The organism is Paenibacillus oryzisoli (assembly GCF_001653565.1).
In the GTDB taxonomy this organism is placed as follows: Bacteria; Bacillota; Bacilli; order Paenibacillales; family NBRC-103111; genus Paenibacillus_E; species Paenibacillus_E oryzisoli.
Genome location: NZ_LYPB01000076.1, coordinates 240,252 through 259,683 on the forward strand (window position 1 = coordinate 240,252; position 19,432 = coordinate 259,683).

16 protein-coding genes are annotated in these 19,432 nt (G+C 44.7%); 13 read left to right on the forward strand and 3 right to left on the reverse strand.

What is annotated here, in order from left to right; all coding sequences use genetic code 11:
* Positions 1 to 37 precede the first annotated feature (37 nt).
* From A8708_RS22200 to A8708_RS35585, 4 genes are all read left to right on the forward strand, one after another.
* Positions 38 to 1,540, forward strand: a complete 1,503-nt coding sequence (locus A8708_RS22200; RefSeq protein WP_068667482.1) for a sedoheptulokinase — start codon at positions 38 to 40, stop codon at positions 1,538 to 1,540.
* Between the two features lies 1 nt (position 1,541).
* Positions 1,542 to 2,333, forward strand: a complete 792-nt coding sequence (locus A8708_RS22205) for an HpcH/HpaI aldolase family protein (RefSeq protein WP_068667483.1) — start codon at positions 1,542 to 1,544, stop codon at positions 2,331 to 2,333.
* Positions 2,334 to 2,494: 161 nt separating this feature from the next.
* Entirely contained in the window at positions 2,495 to 3,298 is an 804-nt protein-coding gene (locus A8708_RS22210; RefSeq protein ID WP_068667608.1) for a metallophosphoesterase, read from the forward strand.
* A gap of 50 nt (positions 3,299 to 3,348) precedes the next feature.
* Complete coding sequence (locus tag A8708_RS35585) at positions 3,349 to 3,522, forward strand: hypothetical protein (RefSeq protein WP_157264953.1); 174 nt, start codon at positions 3,349 to 3,351, stop codon at positions 3,520 to 3,522.
* A gap of 58 nt (positions 3,523 to 3,580) precedes the next feature.
* On the opposite strand, the gene A8708_RS22215 is transcribed toward A8708_RS35585, so the two are convergent.
* On the reverse strand, positions 3,581 to 4,321 hold the full coding sequence (locus A8708_RS22215) for an SDR family NAD(P)-dependent oxidoreductase (protein WP_068667484.1): 741 nt from the start codon (positions 4,319 to 4,321) through the stop codon (positions 3,581 to 3,583).
* 126 nt (positions 4,322 to 4,447) lie between these two features.
* On the opposite strand from A8708_RS22215, the gene A8708_RS22220 reads away from it, so the two are divergent.
* Positions 4,448 to 5,332, forward strand: a complete 885-nt coding sequence (locus tag A8708_RS22220; protein ID WP_068667485.1) for a LysR family transcriptional regulator — start codon at positions 4,448 to 4,450, stop codon at positions 5,330 to 5,332.
* A 65-nt stretch (positions 5,333 to 5,397) separates the two neighbouring features.
* The gene (locus tag A8708_RS22225; RefSeq protein WP_068667486.1) at positions 5,398 to 5,874 is read left to right on the forward strand and encodes an alpha/beta hydrolase-fold protein; all 477 of its coding nucleotides are present in this window, start codon (positions 5,398 to 5,400) and stop codon (positions 5,872 to 5,874) included.
* A 246-nt stretch (positions 5,875 to 6,120) separates the two neighbouring features.
* On the opposite strand, the gene A8708_RS22230 is transcribed toward A8708_RS22225, so the two are convergent.
* Together A8708_RS22230 and A8708_RS22235 are read right to left on the reverse strand one after the other, a co-directional pair.
* Positions 6,121 to 7,470, reverse strand: coding sequence for a UDP-glucose dehydrogenase family protein (locus tag A8708_RS22230; protein WP_068667487.1), 1,350 nt, complete (start codon positions 7,468 to 7,470; stop codon positions 6,121 to 6,123).
* 13 nt (positions 7,471 to 7,483) lie between these two features.
* Positions 7,484 to 8,641, reverse strand: a complete 1,158-nt coding sequence (locus tag A8708_RS22235) for a glycosyltransferase family 4 protein (protein WP_068667488.1) — start codon at positions 8,639 to 8,641, stop codon at positions 7,484 to 7,486.
* Between the two features lie 282 nt (positions 8,642 to 8,923).
* Here A8708_RS22235 and A8708_RS22240 point away from each other — a divergent pair, with 282 nt between their 5' ends.
* The 7 genes from A8708_RS22240 to A8708_RS22270 all read left to right on the forward strand — a co-directional run bounded on the left by A8708_RS22240 (position 8,924) and on the right by A8708_RS22270 (position 19,361).
* Complete coding sequence (locus A8708_RS22240) at positions 8,924 to 9,988, forward strand: Gfo/Idh/MocA family protein (protein WP_068667489.1); 1,065 nt, start codon at positions 8,924 to 8,926, stop codon at positions 9,986 to 9,988.
* A gap of 352 nt (positions 9,989 to 10,340) precedes the next feature.
* Complete coding sequence (locus A8708_RS22245) at positions 10,341 to 11,354, forward strand: SGNH/GDSL hydrolase family protein (protein ID WP_068667490.1); 1,014 nt, start codon at positions 10,341 to 10,343, stop codon at positions 11,352 to 11,354.
* 101 nt (positions 11,355 to 11,455) lie between these two features.
* The gene (locus A8708_RS22250) at positions 11,456 to 13,726 is read left to right on the forward strand and encodes a helix-turn-helix domain-containing protein (protein WP_068667491.1); all 2,271 of its coding nucleotides are present in this window, start codon (positions 11,456 to 11,458) and stop codon (positions 13,724 to 13,726) included.
* Between the two features lie 214 nt (positions 13,727 to 13,940).
* Positions 13,941 to 14,876 (forward strand): ABC transporter permease, encoded by a 936-nt coding sequence (locus A8708_RS22255; protein WP_239696798.1) that lies wholly within the window; start codon positions 13,941 to 13,943, stop codon positions 14,874 to 14,876.
* 16 nt (positions 14,877 to 14,892) lie between these two features.
* The gene (locus A8708_RS22260; RefSeq protein WP_068667492.1) at positions 14,893 to 15,768 is read left to right on the forward strand and encodes a carbohydrate ABC transporter permease; all 876 of its coding nucleotides are present in this window, start codon (positions 14,893 to 14,895) and stop codon (positions 15,766 to 15,768) included.
* A gap of 64 nt (positions 15,769 to 15,832) precedes the next feature.
* A complete protein-coding gene (locus A8708_RS22265; RefSeq protein ID WP_068667493.1) occupies positions 15,833 to 17,485 on the forward strand; it encodes an extracellular solute-binding protein in 1,653 nt (550 codons plus the stop codon).
* A gap of 94 nt (positions 17,486 to 17,579) precedes the next feature.
* Positions 17,580 to 19,361, forward strand: coding sequence for a hypothetical protein (locus A8708_RS22270; RefSeq protein WP_068667494.1), 1,782 nt, complete (start codon positions 17,580 to 17,582; stop codon positions 19,359 to 19,361).
* Positions 19,362 to 19,432: the final 71 nt, after the last annotated feature.

The window sequence follows — 19,432 nt, forward strand, 5'->3', positions numbered from 1 at the left end:
ATGATGTAAATGAAGATTTTTTGTGGAGGAATCTTGGATGCGATATATTGCGATTGACGTGGGAAGTACATTTCTTAAAGCGGGTCAGCTCGATGTTCAGAATCTTGCGATTACGCATATGGAATCAATTCGTATGCCCGAACCGCTTCCCAATGAAAATCCACTGCGTAAGGAATGGAATGCGATCCAACTGCTTGAACTGATGAAAGGGTTGATCGATCGCCAATTGGCCAGTTGTCCAGGATGTAAGGGGATATGGATTACGACGCAAATGCATGGATTTATTATAACCGATGAGTATGGCGTAGCTGATACCCCTTATATTAGCTGGCAGGACGAGCGTGGCTTAGAGTACGCTGATAAGCTTGGCACAAGCTATTTCTCCGCACTGATGGATCGGGTAGGGGAGAAAGCTTGGAGACGGACCGGACTATGGGAGAAGCCCGGAGTGGCTGCGGTTGGTTTATTTCATATGCTGCAGCAAGCGGATTTGGGGCTGGAGATTAAGCGGGAGAGGCAGGGTAAAGCATGTGCTGCCTCCATGAATGATATACAAACATTAGACTCTAAACGACTGTGCACTCTAGGCGGCTATTTAATTCAAAGCTTGACGGGGAGTCATGTTTGTCATATCACGAATGCAGCGCCTACCGGACTTGTTGATGTTCGGGCAGGAAAATGGGATAAAGATATCGTTAGCGCTGTCGGTTGCCAAGCGCTGCAATTCCCTCGGATTGTGGTTGGTATTGATAGTGTGGGTCATTATCATAGCCGGTGGGGAGGGGTTCCAGTGTATCCCGACATTGGCGATCATCAGGCATCTGTACTAGGGAGTCTAGCTGATGCGAAGAACGAGGCCATCGTCAACATGGGAACAGCTGGCTGGATCTCGCGAGTGTCGGATGCCTATCGGATCGGTGAGTGGGAGTTGCGGCCTTATTTTGAAGGTCGCTATTTACCTACAATTACGAAGCTGCCTGGTGGTCGGAATATGGCAGTACTCGTTCGTTTTATTGCCGATGTGGGACAATCGATCTATGGGATAACATTAACAGAAGATACGCTGTGGGAGCGGCTATTAGCAGAAGCAGACAGTTTTTCGCAAAAGTTCTTAGCTGGGGAAAGGCAAGCAGGTAAAGGACAGCTACATGTACATGTTGGATTTTACGGAGGACAAACAGGTACTGACAGCGGAGCGATTGACTGTATTAATGGCGATAATTTGCAAGTTGGCGGCCTGTTTGCCGCTGCAATGGAAGAAATCGCCGCGATTTATGAGCGTAATCTGTATGTACTGGCAACAGCTGGCGAAGCGATCAGGCGAATCACTTTTTCTGGCGGGGTGATGATGAAAAACGCTTTTTTGCGGGATGCGATTGCGAAGGCTGTCGGAATTGAAGCCGTCATGGCTCCCGAACGTGACGAAGTTTTTCTCGGCTTACTGCGACTAGCGCTAGTAAGCGAAGGCTTGTACGCCAGCGTGGAAGAAACGCGAGAAGTATTGCTGCAGAAATTACATGCCAATAATAAGGGGGCGTGACATGAGCGTTTTAAAAGACAGACTGAAGTCCGGCGAGCTTGTGATTGGAACGATGGCGGTGGAATTTAATACACCGAATCTTCCACGCATGCTCCAGGTCAGCGGCTTCGAATATGTGATTGTGGATTGTGAACATGGTTACTTCGATTATACGTCTGTGGCTAATATGATTGCCGTTGCCAAGGGGTGGGGAATGTCAGTGATCGTACGAATTCCGGATACGACTCGGACCTGTATATTGAAATACATGGACATGGGGGCTAGCGGTCTCTTGGTGCCGATGGTATCGGGACCGGAGGACATGCAACGGGTTGTGGAGTACGCCAAATACAGGCCGATAGGGAAAAGGGGCGTAGCCCTGAACCGAACGCATGCCGGCTATGAGGTTCCTGATGCAGAAGCTTACATGAGGCAAGCGAACGAAGATACGATTCTGCTCGGACAGATAGAGACGGTAGAAGGTTTGGAGCGGATAGATGAGATTTGTGCGGTAACCGGCATCGATGGCATGCTGCTTGGACCTAATGACCTACTTCAGGATATTGGGGGAGATGGAGATGCGCTGAGTACTGAAGCAGCGAGAGCTCATCTCAACGGAGCTATAAGCAAACTCGGGAAAGCTGCTCATCGGCATGCGATTTGGTCGGGTATTATATCATCGGACCAGTCGCATCTGAAGACAAGTGTTGAGCACGGCATGCAGCTGCTGAGCTGGAGCAGCGACGTTCGTCTGATGATGGCACAAGCCAGCATTGGTCTGCGACAGTTGGAAGCATTACGACATCTGCATTAAGCAGTGCTTGAGATGAGGAATGCTTAACTCGGAAAGATTTAATTGAATTGCACCGCACCATTCCGGCCGGTAATATCTCGCAAAAGTGGCATTTACATTGAAAAAGAGGTATATTGGCAGGAATGTCCTTCATAAATGGAGGTTGATGTGGCGTGATTGTGATGGTTGGTATCCTAGTAGCCCTAATAGTGCTCCTAGCACTATTTATTATATATAGCACTCTGTGGGTGAAATATTCCTTTACTCAATTAGGTGATCCAGTGAAAGAGAATGTTACTCTTGTACAAATTTCTGATTTGCATGGACAAACCCGTTTCATCAATGGTTCTTTGAGTACTTTGGTGAATAACGTGAACCCTGATTTTGTAATGATTACAGGTGATTTGGCGTCTACCAAAGAGCAACTGGACCAAGTTTTGATGGAAATTCGTCAGATCAAGTGCGAGCGATTATTATTTGTTCCAGGTAATCATGAACGTTATGGGGTCGTGCAGTCCCGTCTCCAATTATGTTCGGACCAAGACTACGAGGAGATTCTGCGTACGATTCAAGACGCGAATATTACGGTGTTATCTAACCGTGATTTCCCTGTTGAGATTGGAGATAAGAAGTGGTTGATCTATGGATTTGATAACTCCTTATATGGTAAAGAGAAGCTACATATATCAGCTGAAAAGCTCCAAAATTATGACGTCATCATCATGCTAGCTCATTCACCGAGTATAATTGAAACATCACTTCATCAGCACATTCCCTATGACTTATTGCTCGTAGGACACACGCATGGGGGGCAAATTAGGTTATTGGGTCGAACGATTGGCGCATATAAAAACTATCATGTCGGGCTTAAACGTATCGATAAGCGAAAGCATTTCTATATTAATCGAGGGCTCGGAACCTCGCGGTTGTTACCGATACGCTTGGCTTGTTCGCCAGAGATTGCTGTATTCAAGATTGGTTTGTAGACTTGAGATGAGATAAGGCTGCTGCGGAAATTCGCGGTGGTCTTTTTTTGGTGAAAAAAGGAAATAAATACGGGTATGCAGAAGCGCTAGCTGCGGCTAAGAGGCCAGTCATCTTATTTGATCAACCGTACAATCAGAGTCTTGCAAATGAGTTTATGTACCGAGCTTCGAATTGGTTGGAAGTCAAGAACCAGATCGATTATCTAGCTTCAATGAATTTGTAAATAGATACACCAAACAATGTTCTTGTCACTAAACAATGAACGTTATTTATATGCTTGATTACAACGTCTGTCCACTATCAACAGTAATGATTTGGCCAGTCATGGCTTCCTGCTCCAAAGCTGCACATATAAACTGAGCGATGTCTTCAGGAGTTGCAATTTGTTGAAGCAATAGGGTAGGAGCTAGGTTCTGCATGAGTTCTACTCTTCCAGCCCACCAACGTGTGGCTACTGCGCCTGGTGCGACACAATTGACCCTAATATGTGGTGCTAGCGCACGTGCCAAAGATTTGGTTAATCCATGGACAGCCGACTTGGAAATGGCATAGGGAAGAGAGGAACCAACTCCAGTTAATCCAGCTATACTGCCTACATTCACAATGGCACCTTGTCCGCTTGTTTTCATCATTGGGGCAACAGCTCTTGCACAATAGAACATTCCTTTGGCATTTACATCGAATAAATCATACCAAATATCTTCCGTTACTGCGTCAAGATCATAGAGTGGAATATGATGAGTAATACTTGCATTATTAACCAATAAATCAACATTCCCCAAAAGATTTTCAATGGACTTTACCATCTCGATGACTTCATCGTTATTGGAAACGTCAGCTTGTATGGCTATCGCACGGCCACCTTCTTCTATGATCTTTTGAACGGTTTCCTCGGCGTCCGCCTTTGAGCGTGAATAGTTCACTGCGACCGCAGCCCTTCGCTTAGCTAGTGCGAAGCTGACCGCTTTTCCTATACCCGTACCTCCCCCTGTAACGAGCGCTACTTTATTAACGAATGGCATGGAATCTCCTCCTTATTTACTAAATGCTAATCTACATTCATTGTAATGGTTGAACCTTGTTCTGTATAATTGAAGATATTGAACTTTTAATTCAAATATTTTGAACTATTAGATCGGGGCACAACCATGGATATTAAAACGTTAAAAACGTTACACATGATTGTAAAATATGGCAGTTTCCATCAAGCAGCTGAGGAACTGAACTATGCGCAATCTACGGTAACGATGCAAATTCAAAAGTTGGAAGTCGATTTAGGCGTTCAACTCTTAGATCGTGGTAAGAAAATCCGATTAACGGAAGCAGGTCAATTATTTTACGAGGAGAGTTTGGAGATTGTAAAACGAATGGAGAGGTTGCAAACGAACCTATCCCAATTGCAATTGGGTGAAGTGGGGAGCGTTCGAATCGGGTTGACCGAACCAACTGCCAGTTATCGCTTACCTCTATTGTTAAAAGAGTTCATGACGATGTACCCGCGAATTCGTGTTTCGCTTGAAATTGCTAGCACGCCTGCTCTATTTGAGTCATTGCTTCATGGAAATATCGACTTTGCGTGCGGCTCTGCACCAGAGGTTGGAACCGATCTCTATTTTCATCCTTTATTTTCGGAGAGGTTTGTAGCGTTAATCCCTGAAGAGCATCCCCTGAGTCAGTATGAGGAACTTGAACCCAGTCTTTTCCAAAGGCATCGTCTATTAATAACGTCAGCAACGTGTCCCTATCGGAGAAAGCTTGAAATGATTCTCCAAGAGTTAGGTCATATTGATTTAGATACGATGGAGATTGGGAGCATTACTGCATTGAAAACTTATGTCGAAAATGGATTCGGATTTTCACTCCTGCCTGAAATTGTACTTGACCCGTTGCCTCGTGGAACCAAGTCGCTTCCAGTGAGTGGTGCATCTATAGATATGTTGACGGGGCTCATCTACAAATCTGCTCCATTAAGCTATGCGAGTGGACAGTTTTTTCGATTTTTGAAAGAGAAGCTGACCTCCTTAGATGTCTAAGATGGACAGAAAATCATTCCTATGCTAGCTAAATATGATGATAATGATTATCAATGAGAAAATAATTGGATGAATCACAATTGGAGATGATGAAGTTGCAAGGAACGTTGGACAAGTTAGAATTCGCAAATCGTACGATTTATGTCTATACACCACCATCCTACAGCAAGGATGAATCAAGACGTTTTCCGTCCATTATCGTGCAAGATGGCAATTATCTATTCGTAGATTCCATGAATGAGCTTGAAGCTGATTTTGCAAGTGGTGTAACGGAAGAAGTTATTTTCATTGGCATCGAACCGGAGGATCGCAATCGAGAATACACGCCGTGGAGAGCCGATAATCTGATGAATGATGGTGGTTTCTATGAGGGTGAAGCTGATGTGTATTTAAATATGGTCACAGAGGAAATCATTCCATATGTGAGAGCACACTATCGGATCACAGAAGATGCGGCTCTATATGTATGTAGGAGAGCAAGAAGGGGGGGGAAGAACGACCATACAGCAATATATGGTACCGAATACGAGAAAAGCGTATGAGCTATTAGTTCAGAAAATAGCGGGCGGCAACGAATGTATGCGGTTAGAGACAGATCCTGTTGGCTTGCATTTACATAGTTATTTTAATGCGAATTTCCCTCATGCGATCAGATTTATTTATCCAGGTGACAGGAAGTAAATAAAACCAGCAATCAAGGACTTTTAATGAAGTCCTTGATTGCTGGTTTTTCGCGTATTGACGCTCCAATTTGATAGAGCATCTAATAATGCTACAGCGTAACGGATCTACGTTCCATAACTTTGAAGAAGAGTAGAAATATCACGTTCCAGCGTAAGTGCAGCTTGTTTCATCGGTCTTCCCACAGGAATATAGATGACATTGTCTACTGCCATTAGCCTCGATACAACCTCATCGGACAAGACGTTACGGCCATCCAGTAGGATTGGCTGGCTCATGCCCCCAACCATGGAAACCCAATCTAATTCTGCAAATTGCGGCCATTCGGTCATGATGATCATCGCATGCGCACCTGCAGCAGCTTCATAAGCTGTCTCCATCTGGCTCACATTATCAAATGTGTTTAGTTGGACGACAGGATCATAGGTCTGCACCTCAATCCCATACAAGTAACATAATCGTAGGAGAGTGAGAAATGGCGCGTCACGCATATCATTCGTATGGGGTTTGAAAGAAATACCGAGCACAGCAAGTCGCTTACCGCGTGGATTTCCCCATAGTGAAATCAGCTTCTCCACCAACTGAGGAATGCGTTCCTCATTGATTTGAGCGGTTGCTTCGAGTAAGGGAAGCGTGCGGCCAATAGCTTTGCCTGATGACAGAAGGGATTGCAAATCTTTGGAGAAACAGGAGCCACCATAACCAATGCCTGCTTGCAAAAAGTGAGAACCGATGCGTCGATCCGCACCTACACCTTGCATGACCTGCCGATTGTCTGCACCGTAGCCTTCGCATAGATCCGCTATCATATTGGCAAAAGAAATCTTCATTGCCAAGAAGGCATTGGACGCGTATTTGATCAGTTCTGCGCTGCGACGATCACATACTTGAATTGGTGCAGGAATCCCTCGGTAGAGTTGTTGAAGTGCTGCCTTAGCTAGATGCGATCGACAACCAATAACGATGCGATCCGGGTTCATGAAATCGTTAATCGCACTACCCTGACGCAGAAATTCGGGATTGAACACGATTTCTGTATGCAGTCCGGCAGCATGCAGATCCGCCTCCAATTCATCGCAAGTGCCCACAGGTACTGTGCTTTTCATAATGATAAACGGAGGACAGATGACATCTGCTAGCTTTAATTGCGAGATCACATTGTCAACTTGACTCAGATCACTTCGACCATTCTCACCTGTTGGCGTTCCAACGGCAATCATGAGCGCATCAGCATCTTTCGCTGCATGGACGACATCAGTATCAAAGGACAAACGGTCTTCATGAAGGCACGTCTCAAGCATTTCCTGCAGATTAGGCTCCCAAATGGCTAATTTATGCGCACGAAGGTCCTGGATAATAGGTTCCCGATCGACAGCTGTGACAAGATGACCCAACTTCGCAAAGCAAACCGCAGCTACCAAACCAACATATCCCGTTCCAATAATCGTTAATCTCATGTGGTTTCCCCCTTCAAGCCGAATAGAAGCCAGATTTCTTGCCGATACGTCGAAAATCAATGATCATCTCATAATCATGAAGCAATTGATCGAAGATCGCGTGCCACGAGCGACCGAGTGCGAATTCTCTCGCTTTGAAACGAAACTTCGCCATTCGGTCACTGTCTTCTACCAAAGAGATGATCTCTTGAACGAACGATTGCGGTTGACGCGGAGCGCATAACATCCCATTTTCCCCGGAACTCACCATTTCACGAACTCCACCGCTATTCGCTGCTATCACAGGAAGCCCTGATGCCATCGCTTCTTGAACGACATTGCCGAACGTTTCCGTGCTTGAAGGAAAGACGAAGAGATCAGCAGAAGCATAGATCTGAGCGAGTTCCTCGCCACTTTTATATCCAGCAAAGGTAACATTCGAAGGAGCTGACTCCCGCAGTTCATGCAGCTGAGGACCATCTCCAACAATGAGCCAATGTACTTGCGCTTTCACAGAGTCCGGCAACAATTTCATAATCGCGGATAGGGTATCTATATCTTTCTCAGGCGCAATGCGACCTACATAAAGGAGGAGATAAGGAGCAGTAATGCCATATCGTTCGCGAACGTCGACACTCTTCTTATCTGGTGAATATAAGGCGCAGTCGACGCCTCTCGTCCATAGCAGCAAGCGATCTATTCCTTGTTCTTGCAAGATGTCTAAAGTATCGCGAGAAGGAGCGAAAGTGGCATCACAGGAGTGATGAAACCATTTCATGTAACTCCAATACAGGGGAATTGCAGCTTTCATGTGGTAATAAGCCAAGTAGCGATCAAAGTGAGTATGATAGGAGGCTACATGTGATATGCGGTGTTTGCGAGCATAGTGCAGACCACATAATCCAAGGTTAAAAGGGGTTGCCAGGTGGAGCAGATCGGGCCCAAAACGATCAAGCTCAGTGCGAATAGCGGCTAAGTTCGGTAAGGCAAGGCGACATTCGGGATACAGAAAAAAAGGAATGCTGGTTACGGGGCGAATGGGATCGGAATAAACCATATCAGCCGTGCTTTTTGGAGAAAAAACAAGATGCTCAATACCTCTTCGATTCAAATAATCCGTTAAACGTCCAAGTGTGAGTGCAACGCCGTTCATTTGAGGAACAAAAGTGTCGGTAAACAACGCGAGACGCATATGAATCCCTCCTGTAGTTCCAAGTTTAGTTTCAGCGTAGCAAGGTAGTGTTCGGGGAATGTCAAGGGAATATGAAAGTCATATTATAATTTGGCCTTTGTTCTATGGTGATTTGCAAATTATATACTGGCGAGAAATGTTTTTCCTGTATACAAGAAAAATGAATATTGCTTCGCGTTTAGCTTCCCTTGTATGGTGAGGTCGAATGAACATCGTAACGCTGATATTGCATGTAACGATGTATTTCACGACCAATCTAGGAATGAAAAGGAGCCATACAAGATGAAGAATAAGTTGAAATTAGGTATCGCAGGGGCAGGAAATATTTTCAAAGTTGCCCATGCGCCAGTCCTTGCTGAACATCCTGAAATCGAGCTCGTAGCCGTTTGCGATCCGATTGCCGATAGAGCGAAACAGCAAGCTGAGCAATGGGGGATTCCGCATTACTATACGGATTATCAAGAAATGTTGGCTAATCATCCTGAATTGGACGCTGTTGACATCTGTGCACCGAATAAATTCCACAGCGATATTGCGGTTGCGGCACTTGAAGCTGGTCTTCATGTGTTCTGTGAGAAACCAGATGCGATCTCGCCGGAAGAAGCGAGCCGAATGGCGATTGCTGCTGAGAAATCGGGCAAGCTCCTGATGACGATGCGGAATAATCGGTTTCGTCCAGCAATCCAATTCCTGCACAAGTACGTGACTGCTGGACATGCCGGAGATATTTATACGGGTCGTTGCGGTTGGGTAAGACGCAGAGGAATCCCAGGTAAAGGCGGATGGTTTACAACCAAAGAATTGTCAGGCGGAGGCCCACTGATTGATTTAGGCGTACATTTTATTGACGTTGCAGTATGGCTAATGGGGAATCCAAAACCTGTTTCGGTTGTGGGAGCCACGTATACTAAATTTGCTGATACCTCTCTAAGTGATTCCGCACATAGTCAATTCGGTGAGAAATTAGATCAAGGCATCTACGATGTGGAGGACTTGGCTACTGGCTTTATCCGGTTTGACAATGGGGCAACACTCCAAATTGAATTCAGCTGGGCCTCGAATATTGAAGAAGAGATGAATTTTGTTGAATTGAGAGGAACTCAAGCAGGGTTCACTTTTAAACGCGGGGAAACGAAGATATTCACAGAAATTGAAGGCACCTTATGTGACATTACACCGAAGCTTCCGAAGGACAACCACGGTCATGGTGAGCATTTGCATCACTTTATCGATTGTGTGCAGGGCAGAGATCAACCAATTATTACGCCAGCGGATGGCTTGCACATGATACAAATTTTATCAGCTATTTATGAATCGGCGCGTACGGGATCTGAAGTGAAACTATAAGGTAACCAAGAGCTATAATTTATATGTTTGTGGTTAAGGGTAAGCGCAGCTTACCCTTTTACTAATAGGGGTTCTGTAGATGATTAGATGGATAATATGTAGTTAATTCTCAGGATTTCCTAGTCAATTCCACAATAGATGGAAAACCTGCAGTTAATTTTTAACATTTTAGTCGAAATAAGCTTAAGAGGCAATTTTAACTACATATTCTACAGTTAAATTAAATTTCCAACTGAAAATTCCGAAAATAACTGTAGTTTTTCCAGTTAATAGAAATTTCCGGTTGTCATTCTCACAAGACCTCACCCAGCCCTGTCAGGCTTCTCAAATTTAGATAAGGAGTGTAAACAAGATGATTAGAGAACACGTATATTTACATAATGTGACAGAAGTAGAGGAGCATCCAACGACGAGAGAATTGCAGCTATATCGGTTTCCTAAGCATGTGCGCCATGCAATGGGGGATCGAGGACGTATCGTGTCCGAAGAGGCCAGCGGTTGTGAGATTAGGTTTGTAACAGATGCTCCTACGATTCGTGTCACGCTCTGTATACCGGAAACGGACGGGGATGTGTTTATTTTCAAAGGGGGACTGTTTCATTCCCAGCATCGATTGCATGCAGGTGTAAGGCATACGCTACAACTGGATTCACCGAATCGTATTCATACCGTGGATCGCGAGCAACTGCTGCAAGCTGGATTTGCTCCCGAGGTATGGCGGATCTTCTTCGGAAGGACGACTTGTCTTATTTCCCATATGCACACATTCGGTTATCCTGTACGCCCACCACAACCGCATGAAATGCCACAACTGAAGTGGCTTGCATACGGTTCGTCGATTACGCATGGCATGTATAATCAGCCAATGACCTACATTCAACAAGCTTCACGAAGATTAGGTATGGATGTGTATAATTGCGGTCTTAGCGGTTCCTGTCTATGTGAGAAAGAGGTTGCAGATTTCTTATCGGATCGTCAAGATTGGGAGATTGCGACTATGGAGTTAGGTGTGAACATGCGGGATCGTTTCACGGTGGAACAATTTCATGATGCTACCGCGTATTTGTTGAATAGACTGATTACGAATCATCCGGATAAGCCAATTCTCGTCCTTACGATTTTTCCAAACTTTGCGACCTACAATGACAGTGAAACTACGAAGAAAGATGCCGCATTCAACGAGATCCTTCGCACGCATGTAAAGAAATTCAATCATCCTCATATACATCTCATTGAGGGTACTGACATTTTAGATGACTTCTCAGGGTTATCCGTAGATCTCGTGCATCCTGGAGAATACGGCCATATGAGAATGGCTTCTCAGTTGGCAGAGCAAATAAAGAAGATTGTACACGGGAAAAGCTAAGCTGATAGGATTAACGAGAAAGTTGATGATGTCTTTTTTGCCTGATTTCCTTTAAAATGAGTTGTAAAATCGATGCTATCCAGCAACAGGAGAGATGTGCCGTGCAGAAAAAATGGTTGTATCGCTTAATCATGTCTTACATTCCTATCTTTTTCGCGGTGATCTTTTGCCTAATGCTGTTATTTTTTATGACCATGAGTGATTTGGTTCGTAAACAGACACTTCAAGCTAACGAAGTTTTCGCTGGACAGGTTGTACAGATTCTAGATTCTACCTTAAAAAATATAGACACAGTCGCCAGTAAAAATGTGCTGCTAAACAGTAAAATTACGGCTTATTTTAATAGTAAAGCGCAACAGTCCGTATATAATTATTATGAGGTGACGGAAGTTCTTCAGGATTTCATGGCATCTGTCCCTATGATCGAATCGGTATATTTATATCGAGAGTCTGATGGCAAAATCATCATGCAGCACTTCTCGTCGGAGCTAAGCCAGTTTGGTGACAAAGCGTTCGTCAAAGCATCAATGTCGGTTCAAAGCCCTATGATATGGAGTAATCTGCGGACACTATCGATCTTCCAAGATGAGGAGCAGGCGAAGCGTGTCATATCATTGGTCAAAAAAGTTCCTTATTACTCCGGTGAGCAAGGACTAATCGTGATTAATGTAAGAGCAGACTCTCTGCATGATTTGACGCGCGAAATGAAAATTGATGGTGTTTCCTCTTTGTGTCTTGCTGATAGCAACGGGAATAGCTTCGAAGGCTCTGGTCGGAAATGTGTTCAACCGGGTCAAGATGAATCGGATGATACGATTGTCAAATCGTCGTATTCCGATTGGACACTACACATTGGGATGAAGCACGAGGGTCTCTTCGCGTATGTTTCAACCTTTTCTTATGTATGGGTATTGCTTGGGTTTATGACCATTATTGGCGGGATTGCCGCTATGACTTATATTAGTCATCGTCATTATCGCCCGCTCGATCAGGTTATGAATCGGATTTCCACATTCTCGGAGCACAAGAACAGTTTAGTGAAGCGCCAGGAAACGGATGATGAATTCGCTTTTATCGACAAATCCCTCGAAAGTTTAATTGAACATACGAATAACTATGATAAATTACAAGCGGAAGGCATGTTATTCCGTCGTGCTCAACTGTTTAAGGATGTGCTGGATGGCACGCGTGTATTGCCAACGCATAAACTGGCAGCTGAACTAGCAGCTGTTGGGCTCCATGAGGCATTCGATCATATCGTGGTTGCCGTTATTGAGATGGATGATTATCGGTCATTTGCAGAGTCGTATACGCAAAAGGATCAATCCCTTTTCAAATTTACGCTGCGGAGTGCTGTTCAGGAAATTGCAGAAGCAGAGAATGAGCATCTCTGGACAGAGTGGATTGCTCCTCATCAGTTAGGTTTACTGTACCGAACAGAGGGAGAAGATCGTGAGAGACAAACGATTCTCAAGATCAAAACAATGGCCGAACGTGCAAGAGCTTGGATCGAACAATATTTGACTTTCACCGTGACGATTGGGATAGCGAATATACTCAAGCAGACGGAGACGCTATCCGTTTCCTTCCTTGAAGCACGCAAAGCATTGGAGCGCAAGATTTCGGTTGGTCCAAATGGTGTACATATCTATGATTCTCGCTGGGACTTGCTTACGGAGGGAAGAGGGCTGGATACGTTGCAGATGGATCTACGTGAGGCTGCTCAGCTATTCCGCATCGGAAATCCCGAGTGGGAGATGCTGCTCCAACAATCGTTTGATACTATGGTAGCGGGGTTCTATACCAAAGCAGAATTAACCAGCTTGCTGCGTACTTTCAAAATGCAGTTGCATCGCGAAATGCAGGAACTGCCGCAAGAGTTTCAAGAGAAATGGCTTGGGGGCGGCTATGTGCGAATGAATGCCCTGGCGGATGACTTTGAGTGGATTGGGGAAGCGCAAGCGAAGCTGCTGCCGCCTCTGAAGGAGACACATAGTGAGCTGCAAGAATTGCGAATGAATCGTGAGCAATATACATTGGCATCAAACGTACAAGCCTACTTGGCTGCTCATTATGGCAACCCGGATGTATCGTTAGCACAAGTTAGTGAAACCTTTGATGTGAATACCAAAACATTAAGTCGTATCTTTAAAGAAGAAATCGGTGAGAAGTTTGTTGATTACTTGGCGAGAATTCGAACAGAACAAGCGAAACAACTACTGGAAGAAACAAAGGAGCCTGTGCAGGTCATTTCCGAGAAGGTAGGTTACTTGTACCCGATGTCTTTTATCCGCGTATTCAAGAAAATCGTAGGTACGACGCCTGGCGATTATCGCAAAGAATTCGAGGAACGCAAGGGAAATCCAAGCTAATTCTCATCATCAACTTTCTCATTCATTCGTTAGAAACCCGGCCATTGGCCGGGTTTCTTTGCTTCCACAATAAACATGTATACGAGAAAAGTGAATATTGCTCGGAGTGCTTGGAAGACGGTATGTTGGTGTCAGCCAAGGCACAACACAACTGACACAAGGAGGTATGACATTGGAAACAAGTCCAATACTCGAAACAAGAACTAAGGCCAACATGAAAGCCAATCAGAACCCAACATCGAAAGCTAGAACCTTTTGGATGAGCCGCCGGGTTCGGCAAAACATCCCCCTCTGGATCATGTTTCTACCGATCGCGGCCTTTTATCTCATTTTCAAATATACGCCGATGCTTGGACTTGTGATTGCTTTTAAAAACTACAATTTCTATGAGGGGATTTGGGGAAGCCCGTGGGTGGGCTGGCAGAATTTCCAACATCTCTTCACACAAGCGCAATCCGTACAAATTATTCGTAATACGCTTGTTCTAAGCGTACTGACCGTGTTCGTGAGTTTTCCATTCCCAATTATACTTGCCATTCTGTTAAATGAAGCACGCAAGATGTGGTTCAAACGTATGGTGCAGACACTCGTCTATTTGCCTCACTTCTTCTCATGGGTCATAGTTGGGGGAATCGTCGTTACCTTGTTTTCGCAAAGTGGCGTGATTAATGCGGGAGTGGCGAAGCTGTTCGGAGAATCCTATGCTTTTCTATTTCATGAATGGTCTTGGGTTTCCATCTTCCTAGGGTCGGGGATTTGGAAAGAAGCGGGCTTCAGCGCCATTATTTATCTGGCCGCATTGACCACCATTGATCCAAGCCTCTATGAAGCAGCAAGTATGGATGGCGCGAACAAATGGAAGCAGACTTGGCACATTACCATACCGGGAATTAGTCCTACGATTATCCTCATGCTCATCTTGGCAATGGGGCATGTGATGGAAGTTGGATTTGATCAAGTGTATGTGTTGCAAAATTCAATTGTCTCCAATGTATCAGATGTGATTTCAACTTTCATTTATCAAACGGGTTTGCAGGGCGGTCAATTTAGCTTAACAACAGCACTTGGTTTGTTTGAATCGCTTGTAGGGCTTGTGCTTGTTGTGATGACGAATGCAATCGCGAAACGGTTTAACCGTCAATTATGGTAAAGGGAATGATGTGTGCATGAAAACGACTTCAGGTGAAAAAGTATTTTATGGCATTAATTATGTGATTTTGGCCGCAGCTGGGTTGCTTTGTCTACTTCCCTTAATGCATCTGGCTTCGCTTTCATTAAGCGGTAAAGATGCGGTATTGTCAGGCTTCGTTGTTCTCTGGCCTGTAGATTGGTCTACGGAATCGTATGCGTTGCTCTTCAAAGGTACGCCGATTATCCAAGCTTTTACGAATAATGTGATCATTACTGTTGTTGGCGTTGCGCTGAGTATGATCTTTACCGTGCTGGCGGCGTATCCGCTTTCCAGGAAAGTATTCTACGGTCGTAAGTATCTAACGCTTGCTATCGTGTTTACGATGCTGTTCCAAGGTGGATTAATCCCTACTTATTTGGTCATCAAACAAATGGGCCTCATTGATTCCTATGGTGCGCTATGGCTGCCATCTTTGGTTAGTACGTTCAATATGCTCATCATGCGATCTTTTTTTGAAAATATTCCCGAAGAGCTGGAAGAAGCAGCTCGAATGGACGGCTGCGGCGAATGGAAGCTGCTGATGCGAATTATTTTACCCTTATCCATGCCGATGATTGCTACAATTGCCCTCTTTTACGGCGTGCAGTACTGGAACTCCTTCTTTAATGTCATGATCTATGTGAACAGCCCTGAGAAGTTAAATCTGACTGTACTGATTCAGCAAATGATCAAGAGCCAATCGCTCGTGACAGATATTAATAATCTTGGTCCTGAAGCTGTCGTTAATGTGACACCAGAAGGGATGAAAGCGGCGGGGGTTATCATCATGATCATTCCAATGCTCATCGTATATCCGTTTCTGCAAAAGTATTTCGTTAAAGGGGTGATGATCGGCGCCATCAAAGGGTAATGGCAGTAAAAGACAAGACGTATTAGAATGTAAACAGCGATACTAATTCGGGAGGTCACTATCAATGAGACAACAAACATGGACAAAACGTAAAACAACTGCAACAGCAGCGCTTGCGACAGCGCTTGCTCTGGTTGTCGTAGGCTGCAGTACCAAAGATGAGAAAACGTCAACGACAAGTCCAAGTGCGGCAACCCAAGCGACACCGGAGAAACGTGGTACCATTACAGCATCGCTCTATGATCGCGGAAATATCCCAGCCGAAGAAGGGACGATCATTAACAATCGCTGGACGAAATGGGTGAATGAGAAAGGTCCTGCAGATGTGAAATTCGTTCCGATTCCACGGTTTGAATCCTTGCAGAAATACAATGTCTTATTTGCCTCAGGTTCTGCGCCAGATCTTATTTTCGAATTCGATAAATCGTATCTAGGTCAGTTGTATAATCAGAAGCAATTGATGCCGCTGGATGACATCATTAATAAATACAGTACAGAATACAAGGCGAGACTTGAGAAATATCCTGCTCTGAAAAAGGCAACAACGATGCCAGATGGCAAAATGTACTTCTTGGGCCGTCCCTACAATTTGGATCCGAACCATTACTTATTCGTCCGTGCGGATTGGCTTAAGAAGCTGAATTTACAAGTGCCGAAGACAACGGAGGAGTTGTTAGCGGTCGCAAAGGCTTTTACCGAGAATGATCCTGACGGCAACGGCAAGAAAGATACACAAGGTATTGGACTTAGCTTTATTTCAGGAATTATTCTTAACCATATGTTCGGAAATGGATTCACACTCTTTGGAACAGATCAATATCCGTGGAATCTGAAAGATGACAAGGTTGTTCATGATTGGGATAGCTTGAAAGCAGCGATTGCTTATCAGAAAACGATTTATGAAGCTGGTTATACGGATAAGGATTTTGTGACGGATAAAAATGGGGCGAAATCTGCGCAAGATTGGATGGCTGGTAAAGTGGGGATCATCGGAAGTTCCCTTCCGACGAAGAACTATGAAACCTTGAAGAAGAATGTACCGGATGCGGAAATTATTCCGATTGCATTGCCGAAGAGCGCTTTTGGTCAATTCAGTCCCTTATTGAACAATCCGATTGCTGTTACGGGTGCTGTCAACGCTGCAGCGAAGGATCCAGCAGCCATTGTCAAAGAAATTGATTTCATGTCCAGCGATGCTTTCAAAACAACTGTAAATAATGGCAATGAAGGCGAACATTACAAAAAAGGCGCGAATGGTTGCCCAGAGCCGATCGATGCGGAGAAAACAAAGAAAGAAGTTAGCTATATAGCGGATTTAAATATGCTGGCTTCGTTAGCCAAGGATTCCTGTACGGGTCTTGAAAATAAAATGAATCCAACGCCGATTGAGAAAGACATGCTCGAAGTTCTGAAGCAAGGGCGCATCGCGTATGTCGATCCGAGCCGTCCAATACCAGGCGTGACGCATCGTGATTTCTTACCACTTCTTCCACAGGAATTGGTAGCGATTAATACCAATGCAAATAAAACGATTGTTGATTTGGCTACGAAAGTGATTGTTAGTGGAACTAGCTACACGATGGATCAATTCATTACAGAAGCGAAAGCAGCATGGGAAAAAGCAGGCGGACCGAAAGTTGACGCTTTCTATGATGAATGGTATCAAGCGAATAAGAAAACAGCCTTGTTAATGAAAGATTTGTATGAGATCAAATAAGATTATCTCCTGAGAAGTGGATAAGGAAAGTGTCTCTTAGGAGGCACTTTCCGTGTTTATTGGAGCATAAATGAGAGTATAAGAGGTGACTGCAGTGATAACAATGAAACCGAATATACACAAGCTGATGAATGAAACCTTTCTATTCGAGAACAAGGATGTCATCTTGGAAGATGGTATGGTCAGATACAATAAACCTGGTCATACACGAGAAATAGCACATTTAGGATATTGCCATGAAGGCAGACAAACATCGCATTATTACACATTTGGTATGCTATTAGGTCATCTGGATGAACAAGCTGGATTACACATCCTGGGGTCCATTGCTAGGCTGCAACGGACAGATCCATCAGACCCGCACTATGGCGGGTTTCGCTGGTATCAAGAAGAGGAGCATGTGAATGATACGAACGCTGCCTTCTTCATCCTAAGACCACTTGTCATCTTGTCTATCTGCTATCCAGACGTAATACCGACGAGTCACAGAACGGTCATTCATGAAATGCTGCGCCATGCAGGTGAATGGTTTCGTAAAGAATGTGGGGATCCTATTCTTTATTATCCGAATAAGATCGTGAGTGATGGCGCACTACTGTTAGCGATCTCGTATTTACTTAATAATCCAGTTTATTTAGATGCAGGCATCCGTTTCTTCGAACGCTGGGAGGATTATACGACACGTAGAGGTTGGGGATGGGGAGAAAATATTAGCTTGGTGTATTTGTCCGTCATCTTAAATGCACTTCAGATTGCGATTAAGGTATTGGCGGGACAGGGGCACCCGCTCGAAGGACAACTTGCTACTCGCATTCAGAATATATATCTTTTTCTACAGTTTCAAGCTGGTGAAGAGTTTGTTCCCACGATTCGCAGTTATAATTTCAGTGGTGAAACCACACGAGATGATATGATTTGGACTCTTGCCGGCCTTGTGGGTGTAGATGGTTTACAGCCAGAGAAACTAACGATGAATCATCTGTTAAGTCTACTTGTATTTGAATCGGAGGTATCTGATCGGGCAGGAGGAAGTCCCCCTCAACCAACGCCGAGAATATGGGCAGAGCCTATCTTCGATAAGAGTTTCGCTTACTATTGGATTGGCGCTAGCTCAAGGCTCGGTAGCATTAGCCGGTTCCCCGTCATCGCAGGCAGCTACCAATGGCCGGATTGGGGACTTGGCTGGCAATCCTTCCCAGTGAGTTTCAGTGTAACTGGAGAGCAGGTGTCATTCCTGCGATGGTACGTTGATCTAGGTGATGAGGTTCGTACACATCCAGGAGAATCGTACCGTACGTCTTATTTGGCACCGGCGCTGTTCAAGGAGTCGTTCTTTCCCGATATACAAACGCGTTCAGCCCAATCCGAACATTGTTTGCTTACGGTTCGCAGCATGTCGAATGTGAATCATGGGGCAGCTGAAATCGCAGATGAGTGGGTCATACACCGCTATTCCGGCGTGATTGAGGAATTCACTACTGCTGCAGAAGGCAGACACTGGCTGCTGCTGAGATATGCGAATACGACAATTGCGATCACAGCTTTGAACGGCATGACAAGCAATACGTCGCAGAGACAACTAATTGACGTTGACATTATGCATGAATCGAACCGAGTTAAATTAAGGCAAGTTCTGCACTATGGGCAAGCAGGTCTGGTTCGTCATGCGCGATTGGAAACGGGATGGGCCGTACTTTCATTGGAGGATCTCTCGAATAAAGAAGAGATTCATCACTATTTGGAAGGCGTACGAATTGAAGATCGTAGCTTCGCAGATGGAGAGGTTCCGCGAACGAGTTATACAGAAATCAGGCAGATCCAACTAAGTATTGCAGGCTTGGAAAAGGTCCACTTGCATGTAGATCCGCATGAATAGACACTAGAAAACCTCCTTAAGCGATATACGGGAAAGTTGAATATTGCTTAAGGAGGTCTTGGCGTCTTATG

What these genes read in the sequence shown, in the direction of transcription:
- A8708_RS22200 (WP_068667482.1), top strand. Translation starts at nt 38, where the DNA reads ATGCGATATATTGCGATTGACGTGGGAAGTACATTTCTTAAAGCGGGT.
- A8708_RS22205 (WP_068667483.1), top strand. Translation starts at nt 1,542, where the DNA reads ATGAGCGTTTTAAAAGACAGACTGAAGTCCGGCGAGCTTGTGATTGGA.
- A8708_RS22210 (WP_068667608.1), top strand. Translation starts at nt 2,495, where the DNA reads ATGGTTGGTATCCTAGTAGCCCTAATAGTGCTCCTAGCACTATTTATT.
- A8708_RS22215 (WP_068667484.1), bottom strand. Translation starts at nt 4,321, where the DNA reads ATGCCATTCGTTAATAAAGTAGCGCTCGTTACAGGGGGAGGTACGGGT.
- A8708_RS22220 (WP_068667485.1), top strand. Translation starts at nt 4,448, where the DNA reads ATGGATATTAAAACGTTAAAAACGTTACACATGATTGTAAAATATGGC.
- A8708_RS22230 (WP_068667487.1), bottom strand. Translation starts at nt 7,470, where the DNA reads ATGAGATTAACGATTATTGGAACGGGATATGTTGGTTTGGTAGCTGCG.
- A8708_RS22235 (WP_068667488.1), bottom strand. Translation starts at nt 8,641, where the DNA reads ATGCGTCTCGCGTTGTTTACCGACACTTTTGTTCCTCAAATGAACGGC.
- A8708_RS22240 (WP_068667489.1), top strand. Translation starts at nt 8,924, where the DNA reads ATGAAGAATAAGTTGAAATTAGGTATCGCAGGGGCAGGAAATATTTTC.
- A8708_RS22245 (WP_068667490.1), top strand. Translation starts at nt 10,341, where the DNA reads ATGATTAGAGAACACGTATATTTACATAATGTGACAGAAGTAGAGGAG.
- A8708_RS22255 (WP_239696798.1), top strand. Translation starts at nt 13,941, where the DNA reads ATGAAAGCCAATCAGAACCCAACATCGAAAGCTAGAACCTTTTGGATG.
- A8708_RS22260 (WP_068667492.1), top strand. Translation starts at nt 14,893, where the DNA reads ATGAAAACGACTTCAGGTGAAAAAGTATTTTATGGCATTAATTATGTG.
- A8708_RS22265 (WP_068667493.1), top strand. Translation starts at nt 15,833, where the DNA reads ATGAGACAACAAACATGGACAAAACGTAAAACAACTGCAACAGCAGCG.